Source organism: Mesorhizobium sp. WSM4807, from assembly GCF_055811615.1.
This window is the reverse complement of the sequence record NZ_JBVVQY010000048.1, coordinates 1-20,570: the sequence shown is the minus strand read 5'-3', so window position 1 is coordinate 20,570 and position 20,570 is coordinate 1. Positions and strand designations below refer to the sequence as shown.

18 protein-coding genes are annotated in these 20,570 nt (G+C 62.8%); 2 read left to right on the top strand and 16 right to left on the bottom strand.

Going from position 1 to position 20,570, the window contains the following annotated elements:
- Positions 1 to 164 precede the first annotated feature (164 nt).
- The 5 genes from AC0L3N_RS31815 to AC0L3N_RS31795 form a co-directional block, all read right to left on the bottom strand.
- Positions 165 to 1,094, bottom strand: a complete 930-nt coding sequence (locus tag AC0L3N_RS31815; RefSeq protein ID WP_123149357.1) for a cation diffusion facilitator family transporter — start codon at positions 1,092 to 1,094, stop codon at positions 165 to 167.
- A 28-nt stretch (positions 1,095 to 1,122) separates the two neighbouring features.
- Positions 1,123 to 3,312 carry an anthranilate synthase gene (locus tag AC0L3N_RS31810; protein ID WP_473551528.1) on the bottom strand — a complete coding sequence of 730 codons (2,190 nt, stop codon included), beginning with the start codon at positions 3,310 to 3,312 and terminating at the stop codon, positions 1,123 to 1,125.
- A gap of 260 nt (positions 3,313 to 3,572) precedes the next feature.
- On the bottom strand, positions 3,573 to 4,628 hold the full coding sequence (locus tag AC0L3N_RS31805; protein WP_123149358.1) for a M14 family metallopeptidase: 1,056 nt from the start codon (positions 4,626 to 4,628) through the stop codon (positions 3,573 to 3,575).
- Positions 4,629 to 4,826: 198 nt separating this feature from the next.
- A complete protein-coding gene (locus AC0L3N_RS31800) occupies positions 4,827 to 6,203 on the bottom strand; it encodes an FAD-containing oxidoreductase (protein WP_473551527.1) in 1,377 nt (458 codons plus the stop codon).
- Positions 6,200 to 6,661: a DUF4126 domain-containing protein gene (locus AC0L3N_RS31795; RefSeq protein WP_473551525.1), complete on the bottom strand. Its 462-nt coding sequence runs from the start codon at positions 6,659 to 6,661 to the stop codon at positions 6,200 to 6,202. Before AC0L3N_RS31795 ends, AC0L3N_RS31800 begins: the two co-directional genes overlap by 4 nt.
- A gap of 163 nt (positions 6,662 to 6,824) precedes the next feature.
- Here AC0L3N_RS31795 and AC0L3N_RS31790 point away from each other — a divergent pair, with 163 nt between their 5' ends.
- Complete coding sequence (locus AC0L3N_RS31790; RefSeq protein WP_473527256.1) at positions 6,825 to 7,382, top strand: sugar O-acetyltransferase; 558 nt, start codon at positions 6,825 to 6,827, stop codon at positions 7,380 to 7,382.
- Positions 7,383 to 7,429: 47 nt separating this feature from the next.
- On the opposite strand, the gene AC0L3N_RS31785 is transcribed toward AC0L3N_RS31790, so the two are convergent.
- From AC0L3N_RS31785 to AC0L3N_RS31775, 3 genes are all read right to left on the bottom strand, one after another.
- A complete protein-coding gene (locus AC0L3N_RS31785; RefSeq protein WP_473551524.1) occupies positions 7,430 to 7,939 on the bottom strand; it encodes an RES family NAD+ phosphorylase in 510 nt (169 codons plus the stop codon).
- The gene (parS, locus tag AC0L3N_RS31780; protein ID WP_473527275.1) at positions 7,936 to 8,415 is read right to left on the bottom strand and encodes a type II RES/Xre toxin-antitoxin system antitoxin; all 480 of its coding nucleotides are present in this window, start codon (positions 8,413 to 8,415) and stop codon (positions 7,936 to 7,938) included. The genes AC0L3N_RS31785 and parS overlap by 4 nt, the downstream gene beginning before the upstream one ends.
- A 90-nt stretch (positions 8,416 to 8,505) precedes the next feature.
- Positions 8,506 to 9,495 carry a helix-turn-helix domain-containing protein gene (locus AC0L3N_RS31775; RefSeq protein WP_473551522.1) on the bottom strand — a complete coding sequence of 330 codons (990 nt, stop codon included), beginning with the start codon at positions 9,493 to 9,495 and terminating at the stop codon, positions 8,506 to 8,508.
- Positions 9,496 to 9,622: 127 nt separating this feature from the next.
- On the opposite strand from AC0L3N_RS31775, the gene AC0L3N_RS31770 reads away from it, so the two are divergent.
- Positions 9,623 to 10,270 (top strand): cysteine hydrolase family protein, encoded by a 648-nt coding sequence (locus AC0L3N_RS31770; protein WP_473551521.1) that lies wholly within the window; start codon positions 9,623 to 9,625, stop codon positions 10,268 to 10,270.
- Positions 10,271 to 10,345: 75 nt separating this feature from the next.
- Here AC0L3N_RS31770 and AC0L3N_RS31765 read toward each other — a convergent pair whose 3' ends face one another.
- The 8 genes from AC0L3N_RS31765 to AC0L3N_RS31730 all read right to left on the bottom strand — a co-directional run bounded on the left by AC0L3N_RS31765 (position 10,346) and on the right by AC0L3N_RS31730 (position 20,127).
- The gene (locus AC0L3N_RS31765; RefSeq protein WP_473551519.1) at positions 10,346 to 12,025 is read right to left on the bottom strand and encodes a formate--tetrahydrofolate ligase; all 1,680 of its coding nucleotides are present in this window, start codon (positions 12,023 to 12,025) and stop codon (positions 10,346 to 10,348) included.
- A gap of 319 nt (positions 12,026 to 12,344) precedes the next feature.
- Positions 12,345 to 12,740 (bottom strand): ester cyclase, encoded by a 396-nt coding sequence (locus AC0L3N_RS31760; RefSeq protein WP_473551518.1) that lies wholly within the window; start codon positions 12,738 to 12,740, stop codon positions 12,345 to 12,347.
- A 161-nt stretch (positions 12,741 to 12,901) separates the two neighbouring features.
- Positions 12,902 to 14,044: a DUF2333 family protein gene (locus tag AC0L3N_RS31755; RefSeq protein ID WP_473551516.1), complete on the bottom strand. Its 1,143-nt coding sequence runs from the start codon at positions 14,042 to 14,044 to the stop codon at positions 12,902 to 12,904.
- 34 nt (positions 14,045 to 14,078) lie between these two features.
- Complete coding sequence (locus tag AC0L3N_RS31750) at positions 14,079 to 15,383, bottom strand: DUF6638 family protein (RefSeq protein WP_473551515.1); 1,305 nt, start codon at positions 15,381 to 15,383, stop codon at positions 14,079 to 14,081.
- A 67-nt stretch (positions 15,384 to 15,450) separates the two neighbouring features.
- Complete coding sequence (locus AC0L3N_RS31745) at positions 15,451 to 15,861, bottom strand: endonuclease domain-containing protein (protein ID WP_473551530.1); 411 nt, start codon at positions 15,859 to 15,861, stop codon at positions 15,451 to 15,453.
- A 61-nt stretch (positions 15,862 to 15,922) separates the two neighbouring features.
- Positions 15,923 to 17,833, bottom strand: a complete 1,911-nt coding sequence (locus tag AC0L3N_RS31740; protein ID WP_473551513.1) for an AAA family ATPase — start codon at positions 17,831 to 17,833, stop codon at positions 15,923 to 15,925.
- A 24-nt stretch (positions 17,834 to 17,857) separates the two neighbouring features.
- Positions 17,858 to 19,003 (bottom strand): hypothetical protein, encoded by a 1,146-nt coding sequence (locus tag AC0L3N_RS31735; protein WP_473551512.1) that lies wholly within the window; start codon positions 19,001 to 19,003, stop codon positions 17,858 to 17,860.
- A 35-nt stretch (positions 19,004 to 19,038) separates the two neighbouring features.
- Positions 19,039 to 20,127 (bottom strand): hypothetical protein, encoded by a 1,089-nt coding sequence (locus tag AC0L3N_RS31730; RefSeq protein ID WP_473486819.1) that lies wholly within the window; start codon positions 20,125 to 20,127, stop codon positions 19,039 to 19,041.
- Positions 20,128 to 20,570: the final 443 nt, after the last annotated feature.

Below are 20,570 nucleotides of genomic sequence, written 5' to 3'. Positions count from 1 at the left end.
CCCCCCCCCCCGGCCCCCCCCCCCCCCCCCCCCCCCCCCCCCCCCCCCCCCCCCCCCCCCCCCCCCCCCCCCCCCCCGGGGGGGTGCTGTCCCTCCGACATAGAGGCTCCGCACCGGCTCGACGCTTTTGATGTCATGGCAGGGATCCCGGCGTCTCCTAAGCTTCACGCGAACGGCACGGCCGTCGTGCCCTTGGGCAGTTTTGCCTCGTCGTCCGGCTCGACATGGATGGTGACGCGCACCGAGGGATTTTCGGCCTTCAGCGCATCTTCGATGCGGTCGCAGATGACGTGGCTGGCGCCCACCGACATGTCGGCGTCGACGACCAGGTGGAACTCGATGAAGGTGGCGCGGCCGGCAATCCGCGTCTTGAGATCGTGGACCTCCATTGCGCCCTTGCAATTGGCCGAGATGATGTCGCGGATGTGTATGTGCTCGTGTGTATCGACGGCGCGGTCCATCAGTCCGTTCATCGACGAGCCGATCACGTGCCAGCCCTGCCACAGGATGTTCAGCGCGACGATGACGGCGAGAGCGGGATCGAGGACTTGCCAGCCGGTGAGCACCGCGCCGACCAGACCAACGAACACGCCGACGGAGGTCGCCACGTCGGTCATGATGTGCCTGCCGTCTGCGACCAGTGCCGGCGACTTCTCGGCACGGCCGGCACGGATCAGCGTCAAGGCCCAGAAGGCGTTGATCACCGTCGCGACGCCGTTGATGGCAAGGCCGGTCCAGGGCTGTTCGAGCGGGACGGGATGCCGCCAGTACCACCACACTTCGTTGAGGATCAGAAGGGCTGCCAGCACGATCAGCACGCCTTCCAAAACAGCCGAGAAATACTCGGCCTTGTGGTGGCCGAACGGATGATCCTGGTCGGCCGGCTTGTAGCTGACCTGGATCGCCCAATATGCGGCGGCAGAGGCAATGACGTTGACGATCGATTCCAGCGCGTCCGAATACAGCGCCACGGAACCGGTGATGTACCAGGCCGCCAGCTTCAGGCCGAGCACGACGAAAGCGACGACGATCGACCAGAACGCGAGGCTGGCGACCTTGCGCTTGGCGGCGTTTTTCGAATCGATAGCGGTCATTGATTGCTTCCGGCCGCCGAAACCGGAGCTAAGCCGCCTTTTCCTTGGCCTTGCGCGGCAGATGCGCAACGATGTTCTCGATGATGCGCATGCCGGCATTGTGGCCGAGCGTCATGATCGATTCCGGGTGGAACTGCACCGCAGCGATCGGCTCCTTGCTGTGCTCGAAGGCCATGATGACGCCTTCTTCCGTCTCGGCTGTGACAACGAAGCCGTCGGGCAGGCGGACCGGATCGGCGAAGATCGAGTGATAGCGGCCGACCGTCACCTCCTTGGGCAGGCCGGAAAAGATGATGCCCGGCTTCGACACGCGGATACGCGACGGTTTGCCATGCATCGGCACGTGCAGCTGCCGCAGCTCTCCGCCATAGGCCTCGGCCAGCGCCTGCAGGCCGAGGCAGACGCCGAAGATCGGCAGGTCGCGCGCGCGGGCTCGCTTGATGGTGGCGGCGCAGTCGAAGTCCTTCGGCGTGCCGGGACCGGGCGACAGCACGACCAGATTGGGTTTCAGCCGGTCGAAGACCTCGTCCGGCACAGGCGTGCGCACGGTCGAGACATTGGCGCCGGTCTGGCGGAAATAATTGGCCAGCGTGTGGACGAAGGAGTCCTCGTGGTCGACCAGCAGGATGTTGACGCCGTCGCCGACGCGCGCGGTGGCGCGTTCGGTGTCGGCGGCATTGCCTGATTTGGCGTCGCGGATGGCGGAGATCATGGCGGATGCCTTCAGTTCGGTTTCGGCTTCTTCTTCCTCGGGAATGCTGTCGAAGAGCAGCGTGGCCCCGGCGCGCACCTCGGCGATGCCGTCCTTGATGCGGATGGTGCGAAGGGTCATGCCGGTGTTCATGTCACCGTTGAAATTGACCATGCCGATCGCCCCGCCATACCAGGCGCGCGGGCTCTTCTCGTTCTGCTCGATGAAGCGCATGGCCCATAATTTCGGTGCGCCGGTGACGGTGACCGCCCAGGCATGCGACAGGAACGCGTCGAAGGCGTCCATGCCTTCGCGCAGCCGTCCCTCGATATGGTCGACGGTGTGGATCAGCCGCGAATACATCTCGATCTGGCGGCGGCCGATGACGCGCACCGAGCCTGGGTCGCAGACCCTCGACTTGTCGTTGCGGTCGACGTCCGAGCACATGGTCAGCTCGGATTCGTCCTTCTTCGAATTGAGCAGCTTCAGGATCTGCTCCGAGTCGGAAATGGCGTCGTCGCCGCGCTTGATCGTGCCGGAGATCGGGCAGGTCTCGACACGGCGGCCATTGACGCGCACGAACATTTCGGGCGATGCGCCGATCAGGTATTCGCCCTCGCCGAGATTGATGAAGAAGGAATAGGGCGAGGGGTTGATGCTCTTCAGCTTGCGGGAAATGTCAGAGGGCGGTGTCTCGCAGCGCTCGTAGAACATCTGGCCGGGCACAACCTCGAACAGATCGCCGCGCTTGAAACTCTCCATCGCCTTGCGCACCAGATTGGCATATTCGCCGGGCGCATGGTCGCCGCGCGGCGGGATGCGGTCGGCGGTCTTGAACGGCTCGACGATTTCGTCGCGCGGCAATCCCTCCGTCGAAAACCCGTCGCCGGAATAATCGTAGCGGTCGGTCCAGGCCTTGGTCGAATAGTGGTCGACGACCAGGATCTCGTCGGGCAGGAACAGCACGAGGTCGCGCTGGCTTTGCTGGCGCTCGAGCTTGTAGTCGACCGGATCGAACTGGAAGGCGAGATCGTAGCCGAAGGCGCCATAGAGACCGAGATTGGCGTCTTCCTCCGTCTTGAACAAGGCGGTGATGGCGCGCAGCACGGTGAAGACGGAGGGAACGCGGCTGCGTTCTTCTTCGGTGAAGACACGGCCTGGCTTGGCCACATCGAGGCGGATCAGTCTCTTCGACGTCTCGGCGATCGTCACGTCGTCAAGCCCGCCAAGCGCCTTGCCGATGACCGGCAGAAGCACCTCGCCGCGGCTGTTCAGCGCCTCGATGTGCACTGCGCGGCCACGCGCCGAGATCACCACCGGCGGGTCGATCATGGCGGTGTCCCAACGCGTATAGCGGCCGGGATATTCGTAATTCGAGGAAAACACGGCGCCGCGGCGTGCATTCAGCCCGTCGACATAGGCGTCGATCGCGCCTTCATAAGGCCGATCATGGCGCTCGCGGGTAATCGCCACGCCACCCGCCGTGACGAAGCACTCCGCCCCGTTCTCCAGAATTTTCGTCGTCATTGCCGTCTCCATCAGCGTCTTGGCTATTTCAGCGTCTTGGGGCAACGGACCCGGGGCATGGTGAAAAAACAAATGGCCGCCCGGACATTCCGTTGCGGCCACCTTCTATTTTCACGCGCGCGCGTTCGAACAGGCCGCTGTCAGCGAGCCCACCACCAAACGGTCTTGATCGAGCGCATGTTCATGGCGATTCCAATAGCGGCGATTGCACGGCCGCGCAACTGGATTCAATTGAGGGCATGGAGAAGGGCATGAGCCCCTCAATCCTCCAGCGTTCCCGATCGTGCATCGGCGCTCTTCCTGTCGCCGACCAGCTTCAGCAGATCTTCGCCGGCACGGATGATGCGCCGGGAACGCCGTGTCAGGATGATGCCCGCCTGCGGCGCGAACACCTGCGTGCGGCCGTCGGCTTCACCCGGCGCATGAACGATGGTGGCGAGCAGTGCGCCTTTTGCCACACGGTCGCCGGGCTTCACGTCGTATAGGACCGCGCCCGCCCGCGGCGCCGGCATCATGTCGATGTTTTCGAGCGGTGCAACGATACCGGTGAAGCTGCCGGGCGTGGACAAGGCCTGGTCCAGGACCACGCCGCGCCCCACCAGCAGCCGATAGAGCCCTTCGGCATCGGCGCCGGCCAGAGCGCCGTCGACATCGAGGATGCCGCGATACTCGACCGTGGTGGCGACGCGCCGGTCGAACCGCGCCACATCGGCAGGGACGTTCAGATACGGCGTGATCGAGGCGCCTTCGAAGGTGCCGTCGGTGTCCTCACCCCACAGGATCACCGCATCGACGCCCATGGCCGCCGCACAATCCGCCATGGCCGGCCACAGGCTGGCATGGACATAGAGGTAGGCGAGGCCCTCGTCGTCGCAGTGCAGGTCGAGCACGATGTCGTGGCCGATCGACAGCTGCAGCAGCCGCGTCTTCAGCCGCTGGTCGGCCGTGCCAAACGCGGCGTCCGGCAAGAGCGTCGGGTCAGGCGCGGCCAGCAGCGGAAAGCCGCGGTTGAAGTTGGTGCGGGTGCCCAAGTGAAAACGGCCCTGATGCTCGCCGAAATGATACTGGGCGCGGCCGATCGGATTGGCCTGGGGTACGATGGTGATATCGCCCTTGATGCGGCCTTCCGCTTCGGCCTTTTCGAGCATCGGCATCAGCGCGTCGATGGCGACGACCCCCGGCAGTTCGCCGGCATGAAGTGCCGCCTGCAGATAAGCCGAAGGTGCGGCCTTGTCGCTGCCGTCAAAGCGGAGCACTGGGAATTCGTAGGAAACGCCTTCGCTGTCGCCGGCAATGCGCTCGATCGATTTCTGCATGATACGCCTCCAGGAAAGAGGCCGAACACATGCCCTTTCGCCGATACGCTGTCGATTGGTCCAGCCTGCTGCGCTATGGGCGCAACTATTCGGCGGTCATCAGCAGCTGGCGATTCCAGCACCTGCGACATCACCGCCACGGCGACAGCCAGCGGCGCCAAAGCCGCGCCGTTGTGCGCTTGCCGCTTGCGGTCTAGCCTATGCCAGCGGCTTCAACTCCTGGGCGATGGTGGGCAGAAGTTCCGAGACGTTGGGGTGGATGTGCATGGCCCGCGCGAGCGTGATGACCGGCGCCTTGGCGTACATCAGATCGAGCACGCAGTGTATCGCCTCGTCGCCGCCGGGGCCGAGCACCGAACAGCCGAGGATTTCGTTGGTGTCGGCGTCGACCAGGATCTTCATAAAACCTTGCGTCTCGCCTTTTTCGACGGCGCGGCCGACGCGGGTCATCGGCCGCTGGCCGACCAGCGCGCGACGGCCGGACTTTCTTACCGCCGTCTCGGTCATGCCGCAGCGGCCGAGCGGCGGGTCGGTATAGAGCGCATAGGCTTCGATGCGGTCGCTCACCTTGCGCGGATCGTCGTCGAGCAGATTGGCGGCGACGATCTCGTAGTCATTGTAAGAGGTGTGGGTGAAGGCGCCCTTGCCGTTGCAGTCGCCCATCGCCCAGATGCCGGGCACGCTGGTGCGCAGCTGGTCGTCGACGACAATGAAGCCGCGTTTGTCGACCTCGATGCCGGCCTTGTCGAGGCCGAGATCGTCGGTGTTGGGCGTCCGGCCCACTGCCAGCAGCACATGCGAGCCGACAGCCGGCGCCTTGCCGGCGGAGAACGACACGGCAATGTCGCTGCCCTGCCTGGCAAAGCCGATGTCGTCGGCGCCGAGATGGACGGTGATGTCTTCGTTTTCGAAGATGGACAGGATGGCGGCCGAGACATCCTCGTCCTCGCGGCCGATCAGCCGCGGGGTTTTCTCGATCACCGTGACCTCTGAACCGAAACGGCGGAACATCTGCGCGAATTCGAGCGAGACGTAACTGCCGCCGACGACGACGAGATGGCGCGGCAGCACGTCGAGATCCATCATCGACGAGTTGGTCAGGAACGAAATGTCGTTGACGCCTGGCAGGTCGGGCACCGAGGCACGGCCGCCGGTGTTGATGAATATTTTCTCGGCGCTCAGCAGGTCGTCGCCGACGCGCACGGTGTTGGCCGATTCGAAGCGCGCATGGCCGCGGTAAAGCGTGCATTTGTCCATGCCGGCAATCCAGCTCTCGAGGTTGCCGCGGGCGTCGTTCGACACCTTGTCCTTGCGCGCCTTGATCGCCTTGTAGTCGACGCCGACCGGACCGGAGAGCGTCACGCCGTAGTCGGCGGCGCGGCGGGCAAGATGCGCGGCATAAGCGCTGGCCACCATGGCCTTGGTCGGCATGCAGCCGGTGTTGACGCAGGTGCCGCCGACCAGCTTTCGCTCGATCAGTGCTACGCTCATGCCGGCCGCCGTCAGCCGGCCGGCGAGCGGCGGGCCGGCCTGTCCGGCGCCGATGATGATGGCGTCGAATGTCTTTGCCGTCATGCCACCGCCGCCACGATCAGCAGGCCGCCGATGATCGCCACCGCGTCCTCGATGAAGGCTGCGGGCGGGTCCTTGCCGAAGGCGGCAGCCAGGCGTTTACGCATTTCGGCGCCGCCCAGCGTGCCGATCACCGCGCCAATGGCGCCGGCAATCAGGCCGCCGATGGTGGCGCCGCCGGTCGCGCCGATCACCGCACCGGTGAAGGCGCCCACGACGATGCGCGCGCCGAACTGCTGCGGGACCTTGCGGCTCGGCGTCGACGGCAACTGGTCGGTGACCAGCTCGGCGATGGCCAGGATGGTGAAGATGCCGACGGTGATCCAGTGGCCCATGAAACCAGCCCAGGTTCCGGCGACCGGCAGCCAGCCGAGATAAGCGCCCCAGGCGACGGCGGCAGGCGCGGTCATGGCGCGAAGGCCGGCAACGACGCCGATCAGAAGTGCAAGGATGTACAGCATGATTGATCCCACTCGATCACACGGCCTGGGATAGCCCGGCCGGGGTAGGCTAGCATAGGATCGGCATTTGACCAGAGCCTGCGATGTCTGGCGTTACCCGATTTTTATGGACTGTGCTTTGACACCACGTTGAAACAGCAGGGTAAGACAGGAGGGCATCGCCTTGAACAGAAGCGAGCGCGTAAAAATGGCCGCGGGCGAGTGGTACACTTGCCTCGACGCAGAGCTGGAGGCGCTGCGCATCGTCGCACGCGACGCGGTGTTCGAACACAATTCCTTGCCGCCCCGGCAACGTGGCGACGTCGGACCGGCCCTGAAGCCGCTGCTCGGCGCTGTGGGCGAGGGCGCCCGGATCGAAGCGCCGTTCCACTGCGCCTACGGCTTCAATCTCTTTCTCGGCGACGGCGTCTTTCTCAATGCCGGCTGCACCATCCTCGATACGGCGCCAGTCCGCATCGGCAAGGGAACGCTGCTCGGCCCCAATGTGCAGATCTATTGCGCCGAGCACCACAAGGAGGCGGCGGGTCGACAGGCCGGGCTGGAGATCGCGAAGCCGGTCGAGATCGGTGACAATGCCTGGATCGGCGGCAGTGCCATCATCCTCGGCGGGATCAGCATCGGCGCTGGCGCCATTGTCGGAGCGGGTGCTGTGGTGACGAGCGATGTGCCGGCAAACACCAGGGTTGTCGGCAACCCGGCGCGGCCGGTCAGGCGTGGCTGAGCATCCTTTGTTCCAGCTGGATCAGCGAAGCGGCGAGATTAGCACGGTCACTTAGCAGGAGGTGGATGCAATCGCGTATCGAGCGCAAAGGCCTCCTGTATCTTCATCGCATAGGCGCCCTTCGCGACGCTCGCCTCGAAGATCAGATTCCAGCTATTCTGCGACACCGCGCTCGGAATCACCACGAACCGATGTCGTTTGAGAAGATTGTCGCCGAATGCCTGTTGCCCAGAGCTCGGGATGCCCGGACGCAGCCAGTTAGGGTTCGGAACGGCGGCAGGGTCGACGATATGCACATCCGTGACATCGCTGATTATTGCCGCCGTCATCACATGCGCGATCGTGTCGAGCGCCCTAAAACCTTTATGGACTGCTACTTCGAGAATCGCAGTTGAGGGATCGATTGAGCAGTAGACTGCGCGCACGCCCCTGCTGTTCCATCGTCCGCCGACCCTGTATGCGCCCTCGCCACTGTCCCATGCAGGCGCAAACGCAGCCTGATCGAGACGCCAGCCAATGACGTCGGAGCCGCCAAGCACCGCCGGCAGCGGCGTCATGCATAAACGCCATATTCAAGCCGCTCGAGATAGTCTTCCACAAGCTCGACACCCGCCGGGGTTGCCAGAAGATCGATGGGACGACGCTGGTCGAGCCCGATCGCCGGGCGCTCCAGCCATTGCTCGGCTTCCGCCTGTGAACCGAACACGTCGGTCGCTTTCGACAGGATCTCCGCAAATTTCCAGGTTCGACCGCTCTGATCCTGGCTGAGAGGCTTGGAAGGGGCATCCTTCCGACGCTGGTAGGTGCGCAAGCTCATGCCGACGGCCTTCTCGAGCGAATCCGTCTTCTGGATGAAGACGAGCTGCCCAATGAGATGGTCCAGCGCCGAACCCGGCAGGCCGTGCACAAGCAGCTCATGGGCGTCCAACGCACTCCGGAGGTGCCGCGATAGAATGCGGGTGCCGCCCAGCAATCTGGCCACCTTCTGCAGTTCATTGTTTTTTGGCTTTGCAGCTGCCTTTTCCAATGCCATCGCCACGAGCCTGCCTCCTAACGTCATCTGTCGCTTCATATATGACAGATGACGCAAGCCCTTTCAAGAAGGGGCAGGATCGATTGACCATCACCTCGGCGCTTGCGCCACGAGCTCCTGCTGAGCGTTCTTCGAGAATTCGCGCCGGTACTGCGCTGGCGTGGTTCTGAGCCGCGCCGCGAAGTGCTGGCGCAGCGACGTGGCACTGCCGAAACCGGCCTCGAAGGCGATCGAATCCATCGATTTTTCCGTCGCTTCCAGCAGCCGCTGCGCCAGCGCGACGCGCTGATCGGTCAGCCAGTCGCCGAAGCTGGTGCCGATCGATTTTTGAAAGCGGCGCGTGAAAGTCCGGCGAGTGAGGCCGGCGGCGTCGGCGACACTGTCCAGGCTGTGCGTCTCGCCCAGCGTCTTGCGCACCGCGTCGAGGGCCTGTGTGAAGCGGTCGGCATTGCCGGTCCTGGCGATGGGGCGTTCTATGAACTGCGCCTGCCCGCCCTGCCGATGGGGAGAAAGGACGATCTGCCGGGCGAGGCGCAGCGCCGCCTCGGCCCCGCAGCGGGCCCGCACGATGTGCAGGCAGCAGTCGAGCCCGGCGGCGACACCGGCCGAAGTCACGACATCACCATTGTCGACGTAGAGCACCTCCGGCTCGACGAGAATGTCGGGATAGAGTGCCTGCAGCTGATCCGTGTAGGCCCAGTGCGTCGCGGCTCGCCGGCCCGAAAGCAGTCCGGTCGCCGCAACAGCGAACGTTCCCAAGCACAGTCCGACAATCAGCGCGCCGCGCCGGTGCGCGCGACGCAGCGCCTCGATCAGTGCCGCTGGCGGTAGGACTTCGAGATTCTTCCAGCTAGGCACGATGACGATGTCGGCGCCATCGAGCGCGGAAAGCCCGTGGGGGACGCTGATGGTCAGCCCCGCATCGGTGCGGATCGGCCCGTTCTCAATCGCGCAGACGCGGAAGTCGAAGCGCGGCAGGCCGAGCGCCGTGCGATCCTCTGCGAATACAAGGCACGGCACGGAAAGGTGGAACGGACTGATGCCATCGAAGGCGATGGCGGCAACGATCGGATCTGCCATGATGAGCACCAATGAGGGTAGGTTCAAATTGTCCCAATTCTTTCGAACAATGTCAATCGGGACACTTTTTGCGGGCCGATGCCGAGCCTATCCTCCACCCATCAGCGTCAACGGGAAAGGAAAACCCATGTCGGAACCAGCCAAAGGCAAAGCCCCACGCCGCGCCCTCATCGTCGTCGACGTTCAGAACGACTATGACGGTGGCAACCTCGCCATCAAGCACCCGCCCTTCCGCGACAGTGTGGCCAATGTGGTGCGCGCCATGGACGCGGCGGCCGAGGCGGGCGTTAAGGTGGTGGTCATCAAGCAGTTGGCGCCGGAAACGTCACCGGTCTTCGCCAAGGGCAGCCATGGCGCCGAATTGCATCCCGAGATATCAAGGCGAAGCCGCGATCATTATGTCGAAAAAACCTTGCCGAGCGCCTTCACCGGTACCGACCTAGAGGACTGGTTGCGCGCCAACGGCATCGATACGATCACCGTCGTCGGTTACATGACGCATAACTGCGATCTGTCGACAGTCATCCACGCTGTCCATATGGGTTTTGCCGTGGAGTTCCTGTCCGACGCCACCGGCTCTGTGCCCTATGCCAACAGCGCCGGCTACGCGTCGGCCGAGGACATCCATCGCGTGGTGACTGTTGTCTTGCAGTCGCGCTTTGCGGCTGTTCTCAAGACCGCCGAATGGATCGACTGCCTGAAGACCGGCGCGCTGCCCGAACGCGACACGATCCACGCTTCCAACCAGCGCGCGCTCGCAAGGAACGCCGCTTAGGCAAGATTATCGCGGATAAGCAAAAGAGGGCGCCGCCGCGATGCGGCGCCCTTGTTATTCCAGCCTTCAAAATTTTCAGAACAGACCTTCGATCTGGCCTATCTCGTTCAGGAAGATCTTTTCCGAAGACGGCGCCTTGGGCAGGCCAGGCATGGTCATGACCTCGCCGCAGATGACGACGATGAAGCCGGCGCCGGCAGACAGCCTGACCTCGCGCACCGGCACGGTGTGGCCGGTCGGCGCGCCGCGCAGGTTCGGGTCGGTCGAGAAGGAATATTGCGTCTTGGCCATGCAGACCGGCAGGTTGCCGTAGCCGGCGTGCTCCCAGGCGTGGAGCTGGTCGCGAACCGACTTGTCGGCGATCGCTTCGGAACCGCGATAGATGCGCTGGACGATGGTGTTGATCTTCTCGAACAGCGGCATGGCGTCGGGATAGAGCGGCGCAAACTGCGACACGCCGGATTCGGCAAGCGCCACCACCCTGCTGGCGAGCTCCTCGATGCCGGCCGACCCCTTGGCCCAGTGCTTGCACAGGACTGCCTCTTCGCCCATCGAGGCGACATAGTCCTTCATCGCCTGGATCTCGGCGTCGGTGTCGGAATAGAAATGGTTGATGGCGACCACCGCCGGCACACCGAACTGCCTGATATTCTCGACGTGACGGCCGAGATTGGCACAGCCCTTCTTGACCGCCTCGACATTCTCCTTGCCGAGGTCTTCCTTCTTGACGCCGCCATTCATCTTCATCGCGCGCACGGTGGCGACGATGACCGCTGCCGCCGGCTTCAGGCCGGCCTTGCGGCACTTGATGTCGAAGAATTTTTCGGCACCGAGATCGGCGCCAAAACCGGCTTCGGTGACGACATAGTCGGCAAGTTTTAGCGCCGTCGTGGTGGCGACGACCGAGTTGCAGCCATGCGCGATGTTGGCGAAGGGGCCGCCATGGACGAAGGCCGGGTTGTTCTCCAGCGTCTGCACCAGGTTGGGCTGCATGGCGTCCTTCAGCAGCACGGCCATGGCGCCGTCGGCCTTGAGGTCGCGGGCGTAGACGGCCGACTTGTCGCGGCGGTAGGCGACGATGATGTCGCCAAGGCGCTTTTCCAGGTCCTTCAGGTCGGTGGCGAGGCAGAGGATCGCCATGACTTCCGAGGCGACGGTGATGTCGAAGCCCCCCTCGCGCGGAAAGCCGTTGGCGACGCCGCCGAGCGAGCAGATGATCTCGCGCAGCGCCCGGTCGTTCATGTCCATGACGCGGCGCCAGACGACGCGGCGGATGTCGATGCCGAGGTCGTTGCCCCAGTAGATGTGGTTGTCGATCAGCGCCGAAAGCAGATTATGCGCAGTGGTGATGGCATGGAAATCGCCGGTGAAGTGGAGGTTCATGTCCTCCATCGGCACGACCTGCGCATAGCCGCCGCCGGCAGCACCGCCCTTGACGCCGAAATTAGGGCCGAGCGAGGCCTCGCGGATGCAGACGATCGCCTTCTTGCCAATGCGGTTGAGACCGTCGCCGAGCCCCACCGTCGTCGTCGTCTTGCCTTCACCGGCCGGCGTCGGGTTGATGGCGGTGACGAGGATCAGCTTGCCGTCTTTGTTTGCCTTCACCGACTTGATGAACTCGGCCGAGATCTTCGCCTTGTCGTGGCCGTATGGCAAAAGGTGCTCGCTCGGAATGCCGATCTTCTGGCCGATCGCCTGGATCTGCTTCTTGTCGGCGGCGCGCGCGATCTCGATGTCGGACTTCACTTCGGCCATGGTGGCTTTCCTCTGGATTGGACGGTGGAGGGGACGGGTTTGATCAGTGTGGTCGCAAGCCTGCTCGAAACTGCCTGGCGGCACTGCAGGCGAGGGGACGTTCTAACCCTGTCGCTGCCGTGGCGTCAACTTGCATGCAACTATGTTTCCTATGAAGAAAGGATGCGCTGTTTCCCGGTCGACCTGTCCCGGGTCTTCGCGCAGGGTTGTCGCGCCGTATAGAAGCCAGAGCACGCGCCATCCTGCCGTCTCAAAACAGCCGCGGAATGCACGGAATGCGACAGGGTTCGAGCGCCGGTCGGCGCTTCGAGCGGTTGCGCTAGAATGCGCCGATCTGGTGCATCAGCCCCAAGCCGTCAAGCTGGCCGAAATGTTCGACCACGATGCCGTTCTCGACTCGATCGATGTGAATCACACCAACCGAGACGCAATTTCCGCTCGGTTCGACGCCATGGAAGATGCCGGTGTGCGTGCCCTGAAAGCAGCCGCGCGTGACCACCTTGTCGGCCTCGCTGACAAAGTCGTCGATGACATGATGTCCGTCCGGGAATCCAACAAAGAACTCGGTCAGCGATTTTCGCCAGTCATCGAAGCCGATCGGATTGGCGCTGGCGAGATGAACGGCGAGATCTGGAGAGACAAGACTGGCCAGTTTATCCCAGCCTTGCGCGTCGATCGTGGCATAGAAATTTCGAGCAACTTCCCGGATATCCATCTCGTGTCCTCGCTGGCTGCCGCCCAGCGGTTGAACGACGACGAGGCAGTCAGGTTCCGCTTTCCGCGATCTGCGGCCGAACTATTGCCTCGGCACTTTGCTGATCTCGACCAGGGACAGCGGTGATTTCAAGCCAAGACCTCTTTCACCATTCGCTCCCTTCACCGATCCAGAACGGACCTGACCTCGACGAGGTTCGATCGCACCCTAAGCACATAAAAACCCATCGTGGTGAGGTGGGTGGGCATGATCCAGCCATCCTCGCGACCGTTGGAGATTATGAGAGGCTGGATGGCGAGCGCTGCTTTGAGCTGGCCTTCCACGCTGTTCCACAGTGGTGTGAGGCCGCGATTGTCGAGGATCTGCTGGAAGTCGTGATGTGCGGCCGTCAGGATGCCGTAGTAGCCGTAGAGTTGGCCGTAGGCGAACCAGAAGCGGTCGTCAGCGCGCGTGTCGAACCAGCCGCTGTTGAAGTTCTGCGAACGGTCGCGGATCATGTCCGACGTCGAGCCTATGTCACTCGCGATCCGGTCGACGAACTGCAGCAGATTGTCGGCACGCGCGTTGAAGACGACCTCGCATTTCATCAGCCGGTCGTTGAAGGCGCGAAGGCTGTTCGCCGCCGTGCGATAGAAACTCGGCGTCGGGGTTTTCGGACCAAAGGGCCTGAGGCCGAAATACCAGGTTTCCTCGTCGAAGGTGATGGCGCCGCGCGCATCCTGCAGGTTCTGGTCGATCTGGCTGGTGCCGCGGACGCGGCCCAGCGTGTCGACAAGCTCGACAGCGGTGCGCCGGATGGCCTGATTGACCCCGCGCTGGAAGGAGGCCTTGTTGTCGAGAAACGGCGTGCGGTCCCAGTCCATGCCGAAGAACCCGAGCTTGTAGAGTATCATCGACGAGATCCAGGCGTTCTCGTTGACGTTGAAATCGATGAGATCGGCCGCGACCTGGACAATGGCCGAGTTGGTGCAGGTCTTGACTTCTCCCTCGACGCCAGCGGTTTCCCCGGTGGCAGAAGGAGCGGGCTGCGGCGGGGCGGTTCCGGCCGGCTGGGTGAAATTATATGCCTGCGCATACGCGGGATTGAAATTGCTCCAGACCTGCGTGTTCCAGATGAAGTAGCCGTAGAGGCCGACCAGCATGAGCAGAGCGAGGCCGAGCACCGCCTTCAGGATCCAGCCGCGCTGCGTGTACCAGCGCCCAGCCCACATGAACGGCCACAGGATCACGCCGATGGCGAAGCCGATACCGCGGCCGATCCACTGGAAAATCCGTGTGAAGAAATTCACGATCGGATCAAGCATGGCGATGTCACCCCCTCGTCAGTCAGCCGGTCATTCAATCGGTAAGGCCGTAGAGGCGTGTGCGAAACGCCACCTTGTCTTTCAGATATGTGGTTTTCAGAACGTCCACAACATGCGATCGCCAGGCGTCGCTGAAGCCGTCATAGTCCCTGTAGAAGCCCGGTTTGTTGAACACGTAGCGCGAGACGAAGTCCTGCGGCACGAAATCCGAGATCAGCTGGTTGGTCAGCCACGCGTCGGGATGGCCGGGCTTGGCCCGGATCGCCAGGAAACGCTGCTGCGGGAACACGTCCTCGATCTTGAGATAGCCGAGGTGAGCGATCTCGCGCTTGGCGGCGTTGAGAAAGGGAAAATTACCGTCCCTGGTGATCAGGTCGGCATGGCTGTGGATCCAGGTCTGCAGCCAGACCTTGTCGACGTCGGTCAGGTTGCGGTCGGGCTCGGCGTCGCGGATCAGCGCGCGCACCACCATCTCAGCGCGATGTTCGAGATAGCCTGATGTTTCGATCCATGAGGCACGCGGCAGTTCGATGCGGCCGGTCGCGGCGAGAAACTTGAACACCCTGTCGGCATCATTGATCGAGAGGTAGCTTACCTGCCACGGCCGCGAGCGGCGGAAGCCGGGTGCTGCCGGGTCGCTGATCACCGTCGTCATATCAGGGTCGATGAACACATAGAGCCCGCCGAAATGGCTGGTCCAATAGGCGCTGTGGCGAAAGATCACCTGATCCGGCACCAGCGCGTTCTCGCGGATGTCGCCGCAGATCTTGGCAAGCTCCACCATGCGGGTGAGCATGGCGTTGTCGCGCCAGGCGTCCGGCTCCTGCTTCAGCTGGTCGACGAGCTTGCCGAGTTCGGCGGCCTTGCCGAGCACGTCCTCCGCCGACAGCACCTTGAACTCGACCTGGTTGATCGACAGCAGATCCTCGATGTCGTCGACCTTGGGAACCGAATCCTCGATCTCGCCGTAGATGACATCCTTGATGGTCAGCGCGTCGATGGCGCGCTGGTTCGTCGACATGAACTCGAACATCAGTTGCGAGGTGTTGGAAAAGGCGGTGTGGACCACCGGCAGATCGATCTGCGACGGGGTCAGGATGATGAAACGGCGGTTGATCTCGTTGGGATCGAGGTAGTTATAGTCGCCGCATTCCTCGGCCACCTGCGGCGAGAAGCCTGTGCGGTCGATCTCGAAGCTTTTCAGCTTCGTCGGCTTCAGGCCGAAGGCGACCAAAGCCTTGTTGTAGCGCTGGATGAGATGCGGCTCGTCGATGGTCAGCAGCCGGCCATAGATCAGCTCGTTCTCGCGCAGCAGATCGGGTTTCCTGGCGGAGCTCATGCTTCCTTCTCCCCGTAAACGGGGAGAAGGTGCCCGAAGGGCGGATGAGGGGCGGCGCAGACGCTCATCATCTTTCCTCTGAAGTTGCTGACGGCAGAAATTTCGCGTCGACAGCGATCATTTTTTTATCCAGTCGACCGTCCAGGACCGCTACGATCGTATCCAACAAGCTTTTGCGACTCGCTAGGACATCAGCGTGCCACACCCGCAGCACCGACCAGCCGTTCCGGTTCATCGGTTCGTCCCTGTACCGATCCTGAGATCGATTTGCGTGCTGGCTTCCATCAACTTCCACAACCAGATTGGCTTCACGGCAGGCGAAGTCTGCAAAATATGGACCGATTGGCAGTTGACGAACAAATTTATGGCCATTCAATCTCCGTCCACGCAGTTCGCTCCAGAGTTTTTCCTCGGCGTCGTTTTCAACTTTCCGAAGTTGCCGGGCCTTTGATACTTTCGGTTCGTTTCCACCACGCATTGCGCTGCCCTCATCCGCCCTTCGGGCACCTTCTCCCCGTGAACGGGGAGAAGGAAGAACCTCACGCATTCCACAGGCCCTTCTTCTTCAACTCCTCGATCTCGCGGACCGCGCGGTCGCGCAGGCGGGTGTCGCGGATCATCTTGGTTACCGCCGCGTCGTCGGACTTGTCGGAATAGCGGAACTCCGAGTCGGCGTAGCGGTTGACCTCCTGCATGACCATGTCCATCGAGAACGGGCCGCGCAGTTCCTCGATCATCGCCTTCTTGTCGTCGTAGCCCTTGTGCATGAAGACTTCCGGCTTCTCGAACCACTCGTCCGGCAGCTCGATGTCCATGGCGCGCATCTTGATCGCGTCGGTGACGTTCCTGATGGCGCGGCCGGTGAAGCGCGGCTCGGCCTCCTTGATCATGTGCAGATAGGTGCCGATGTCGGCCATCGACTTCGGTGCGCCGTTCTCCTTCATGTAGCGCTCATAGACCTTCATGAGACCGTCTTCCCTGGGCTTCTCATGCTCTTCATAGGCTTCCATCACCGCGCGCTGGATTTCCTGGGCGGCGTAGAGCTTGTGGTCGCCGAGCGGGATCTTGTGGTTCTTGCCGGCGAGCAGCACGAAGATGTCGGTGTAATCGTCGCGGCTCTGCGGCCCATCGACCAGCCAGCGGGCGCCGGCGCGCTGGCGCAGCGCGTCGTCGACGTTCTCGGGATAGTTGGAGAACATGCCGAAGGAGCAGTTGCCGCGCACCACCGTGCCGGCGCCCCCGAACGCGTCCATCAGGACACCGGTGATTTCCTGCTGGCCGGCCGAGGCGCGATCGTCGGATCGTCTGGCCGCCACCTGATCGATATCGTCGATGGTGCCGAAGCCGATGACGCGCGGGTTCAGCACATTGTTGATGAACTGGCGGCAGTTCTGGCCCGACTTGCCCTGGTAAGAGGAGATCTGGTCAACGCCGAAATTCTCGTAGGCGAAGGGATAGCCGGCGACCTGGCAGTAGCCGTTGACGAGACCGGCGATCATCTGGATCAGCGTCGTCTTGCCGGTGCCCGGCGCGCCGTCGCCGATGAAGGTGAACAGGAAACCGCCGAGTTCGACGAACGGGTTCAGCTCGCGCTCGAAATCGTAAGCCATCAGCATCTTGGCAAGCTTCACCGACTGGTACTTGGCGATGTGATTGCCGACGACCTCTTCCGGCTTCTTGAAGGTCATCACCAGCGGCTTCGACCGCTTGCCCGGTGCGACGTCGAAGCCGTCGAGGGTGAAGTCGTCGACGTCGATGCGGATATGCGCGTTCTCGAACGAACCGATGCCGTCGAAGCGGCCCTTTCGCGCCAAAAGCCCGTCGATGGCGACGCGGGCGAAGGCGCGCGCCCGGGTCATCAGCTCGGCGTCGTCCTTCGCGCCTGATATCGCCCTGTCGAGGCCGGCAACAATCGACTTCACTGCATCCTGCGGCGTGTCGAACAGGAAGTCCGGCTCGGGCGTATCGTTCGGCGCCTCGCCGTCGCTGTCGATCAGCTGGAACAGATAGGAGGCGAGGCTGAAGGCCGAAATATAGGCCGAAGCCGACAGCAGCTTCTTGAAGGTGGCGGCCTCGTCGCCTTCGAGCGGGGCGCGGGCGTTTTTCGCCTTCAAGCTCTCTAGATCTGAGCCTTCGGCGAAGACATCAGCGATGGCAAGCGCGATCGCCAGCCCGCGCCGGGTGCGAAACAGCAGCATGTGCTGTGCAATGCTCAGCAACTGGTCGTCGGGATGGACGGCGGCGACGGTCTTGGAAAGCTCGACCTCGCGTGTGCGGCGCGCCGAGCCGACCGAGACGGTCGAGACGAAGCGGCGGTTGGTGCCGGCAAGTGCCGTTCCGGATTCCCGCGACGGATCCTCCAGCACGACGATGCGGGTGATGAAGCTCTGCGCCGTGGCGCGGTGCTTTTCGATTGCCGCTTCCGAAATCGTGGTCAGGCCGGTGTCCATGAAGGATGCTCCGCGGTTTGACGGTCAGACGTCACTGATGACCTGTCCTTTGGACAGGATGTGGACCTTGTAGCCGGAAAAGATCTTCTGCGCCTCGCCGGCGGCGTAGAGCGCCTGGTAGGCCTCATGCGGGATCAGCGCGTGCTTCTCGTAACTCGATACGCCTTGGCGCGCGGCCTCCAGATCGTCGGTGTCGATGAAGAATTCCTGTGTCGTCTTCTCGCGTGAGAAGAGACCCTTACGACCGGGCTTTTCGGCCTTGGAATAGACCTCCTGGATGGTCCAGGTCAGCAGCCAGGCGTTTTCCGGCTTGCGCACCTTGGCCAGAATGTCGGTCACCGTCGAATTGTTGTCGGTGATCCCTGCCGAGTAGAACGGGCCGAGCACGACGCGGCGCAACTGCTTGGGGTGGAGCGGCTCGAAGTCCTTGTCGAGGTTGACCGCGATCGTCGCCGGCGACAGGCTGTAGGCGGAATTCTTCTCGGTGAAGTCGTCGAAGCGGTGGGCAAGCTCGGGATTGAGCAGCCCGTCAACGGGAAGCGGAATGTCGACCTTGTCGTTGAGCTTGCCATTTCGGTCGACAAGCTGCCCGATCATCTCTTCGGAGGAATCCTCGACCGTCACCATATAGACCAGCGGCAGGTTGGCGCTGCCGTCGAAGGCGGCCCAATGGACGAGGTAGTAAGGCCGTCCGGTCTTCGGATTGACCGAGACTTTTGCCGTCTGCGCCAAGGTGAACGGCGCGAAGGTCGTCTCGCTCCTGACGCCCTCCAGATAGAGCCGCTCGGCCATCGACTTCTGCAGCGCCTCGGGGAATTCCTTGTGGCGCAGGATGAAGTCGGCCATTTCCTCGCGCAACTCGTCGGCCAGCGGTATGTTGGCGAGACGCGTATCGGCCTGGCGGCGATCGTTTTCCAGTTCGAGCACGTTCTGGAAGACCGGAAAGCCGCTTTCGGCGCGCGAAATTCGGAACGTCTCCATGAAGCCCAGCCGATTGCGCCAGCAGGAAAACGAGTTGTCGAGCCGCGCGATGTATTCGGCGACGATCTTGGCGACGATGCCGTGCCGGTAGAGCGGCGAGCGATCGTCGCGCATAAACACCTCGAGGCCGCTCAGCGCCGCGGTGATCGCCGAGAAATACCGCGCTGCCGCTTCGTTTTCGGGGGTCATGCAGCCAGCCCTTGGTAGCGATGCGGGTGCAGCAATTACGACTGCACGTAGTTTGCCGCATTGTGCTTCTTCAGCACGTCGTCGAAGCGGCGGGCAAAGGCATCGTCGGCCAGCTTCTTGCGGCGCTGGATGTCGGCGGTCGCCACCATGTTCTTCTCGTGCATTTCGAGGAGATCGCCGATGTGCTTCTGCGAGGCCGCGCCGATGCCGGCCATGGTCTCCTCGGCGGTGTTGTCGACCTGGCTGCCCAGCGTGTTGATCTTGTGGGCGACGTCCTGCTGGGCGGCGGTCTTCAGCGAGTCCTCCAGCGCCTTGTAAAGGACGATGCGCTGCTCGGTATCGATGGTCAGCTTGTTGATCAGCGTCGACTGCGCCGCGATCTGGTTGTTGAGCGAATCGACGAAGGTCTGGAACATCGAGGTGTAGCGCTCCAGCGTCTGGCTTTCGGCCAGCAGCTCCTGCTCCTTGGCCTGCTTCTCATTGTACTCCGTGGCCAGTTTCGAACGGTCGCCTTCGAGCTCGGTGCGCTCCTTCTGGCTGATCGAGGCGGCGATCTTGTTCTCGATGTCGAGCAGCATCGGATTGAGCTCCTCGATACGCTTCTGCACGGTCTCCAGATTGGACATGGTCGCCTTGCGGCGCTCGATCACCTGCGACAGGCTGGCCTCGGAGGTCTTGTAACGCTGGTCGAGGATCTGCTTCTGCGCCTTGAGGATGCCGACGATGGTGTCGGATTTCGCCAGAAGCTCCTGCAGATTGCCGGCCAGCGACATGTTGCGGACGCGGTCGGTGCGCATGCGTTGCTTGCTCTGGTCGGAAAATATGCCGACGAGGCTTTCCCAGCCGGTGTAGTTCTTCATGCTCTCGAATTCGGCGCCGAAGACGTTGGTGGCGTCCTCCAGCCCGATGATCAGGTCGGCGATGTTGCCTTCCATCACCTTCTGCTGCTTCAGCACATCCTCGATGCGGGCGTTCTCGAGGTCGAAATTGGCGTCGCCGATCTTCTTGTCGGTCTTGGCGAGCGTGTCGAGCACCGTGCCGGACTGCTCGATTTTCGTGCGCATGTCCTGCACGACCTGCTTGGTCTTGGCAATTTCGGCATCGAAATTCTGCAATGTCGCCATAGGGGCCTCCCGCTTCGGCATCTGTTTCGTGTCGCGAACCGCCGCGAATATATGTGTGGCATGGGGGGAAGGGAAGGCGGAAGATTAGGAGTTTGCGAAGGATAGCGCCGAAACCCGACACAAAAAACCCGCCTCGGCGACGGGTCGTCGGCGCAATCAGCACCATGGCCAAACTATTAGCATAATTGCCGTCACAAAGCAACGAATAGCTCCCCGATCGCGGTTCTTCTTGCCGGTTCTTTCCCCTCCTCCTCGCACCGTTCGATGCGCACGCAACGCGGAATAGCGCTGGTCAGGCTTGATGCATGTCGCCCAAAAGTGCGCAGCGGTTTTGGGACAACGACACGCATAACAACGAGAACTGAAGCGGGGGGGGGGGGGGGGGGGGGGGGGGGGGGGGGGGGGGGGGGGGGGGGGGGGGGGGGGGGGGGGGGGGGGGGGGG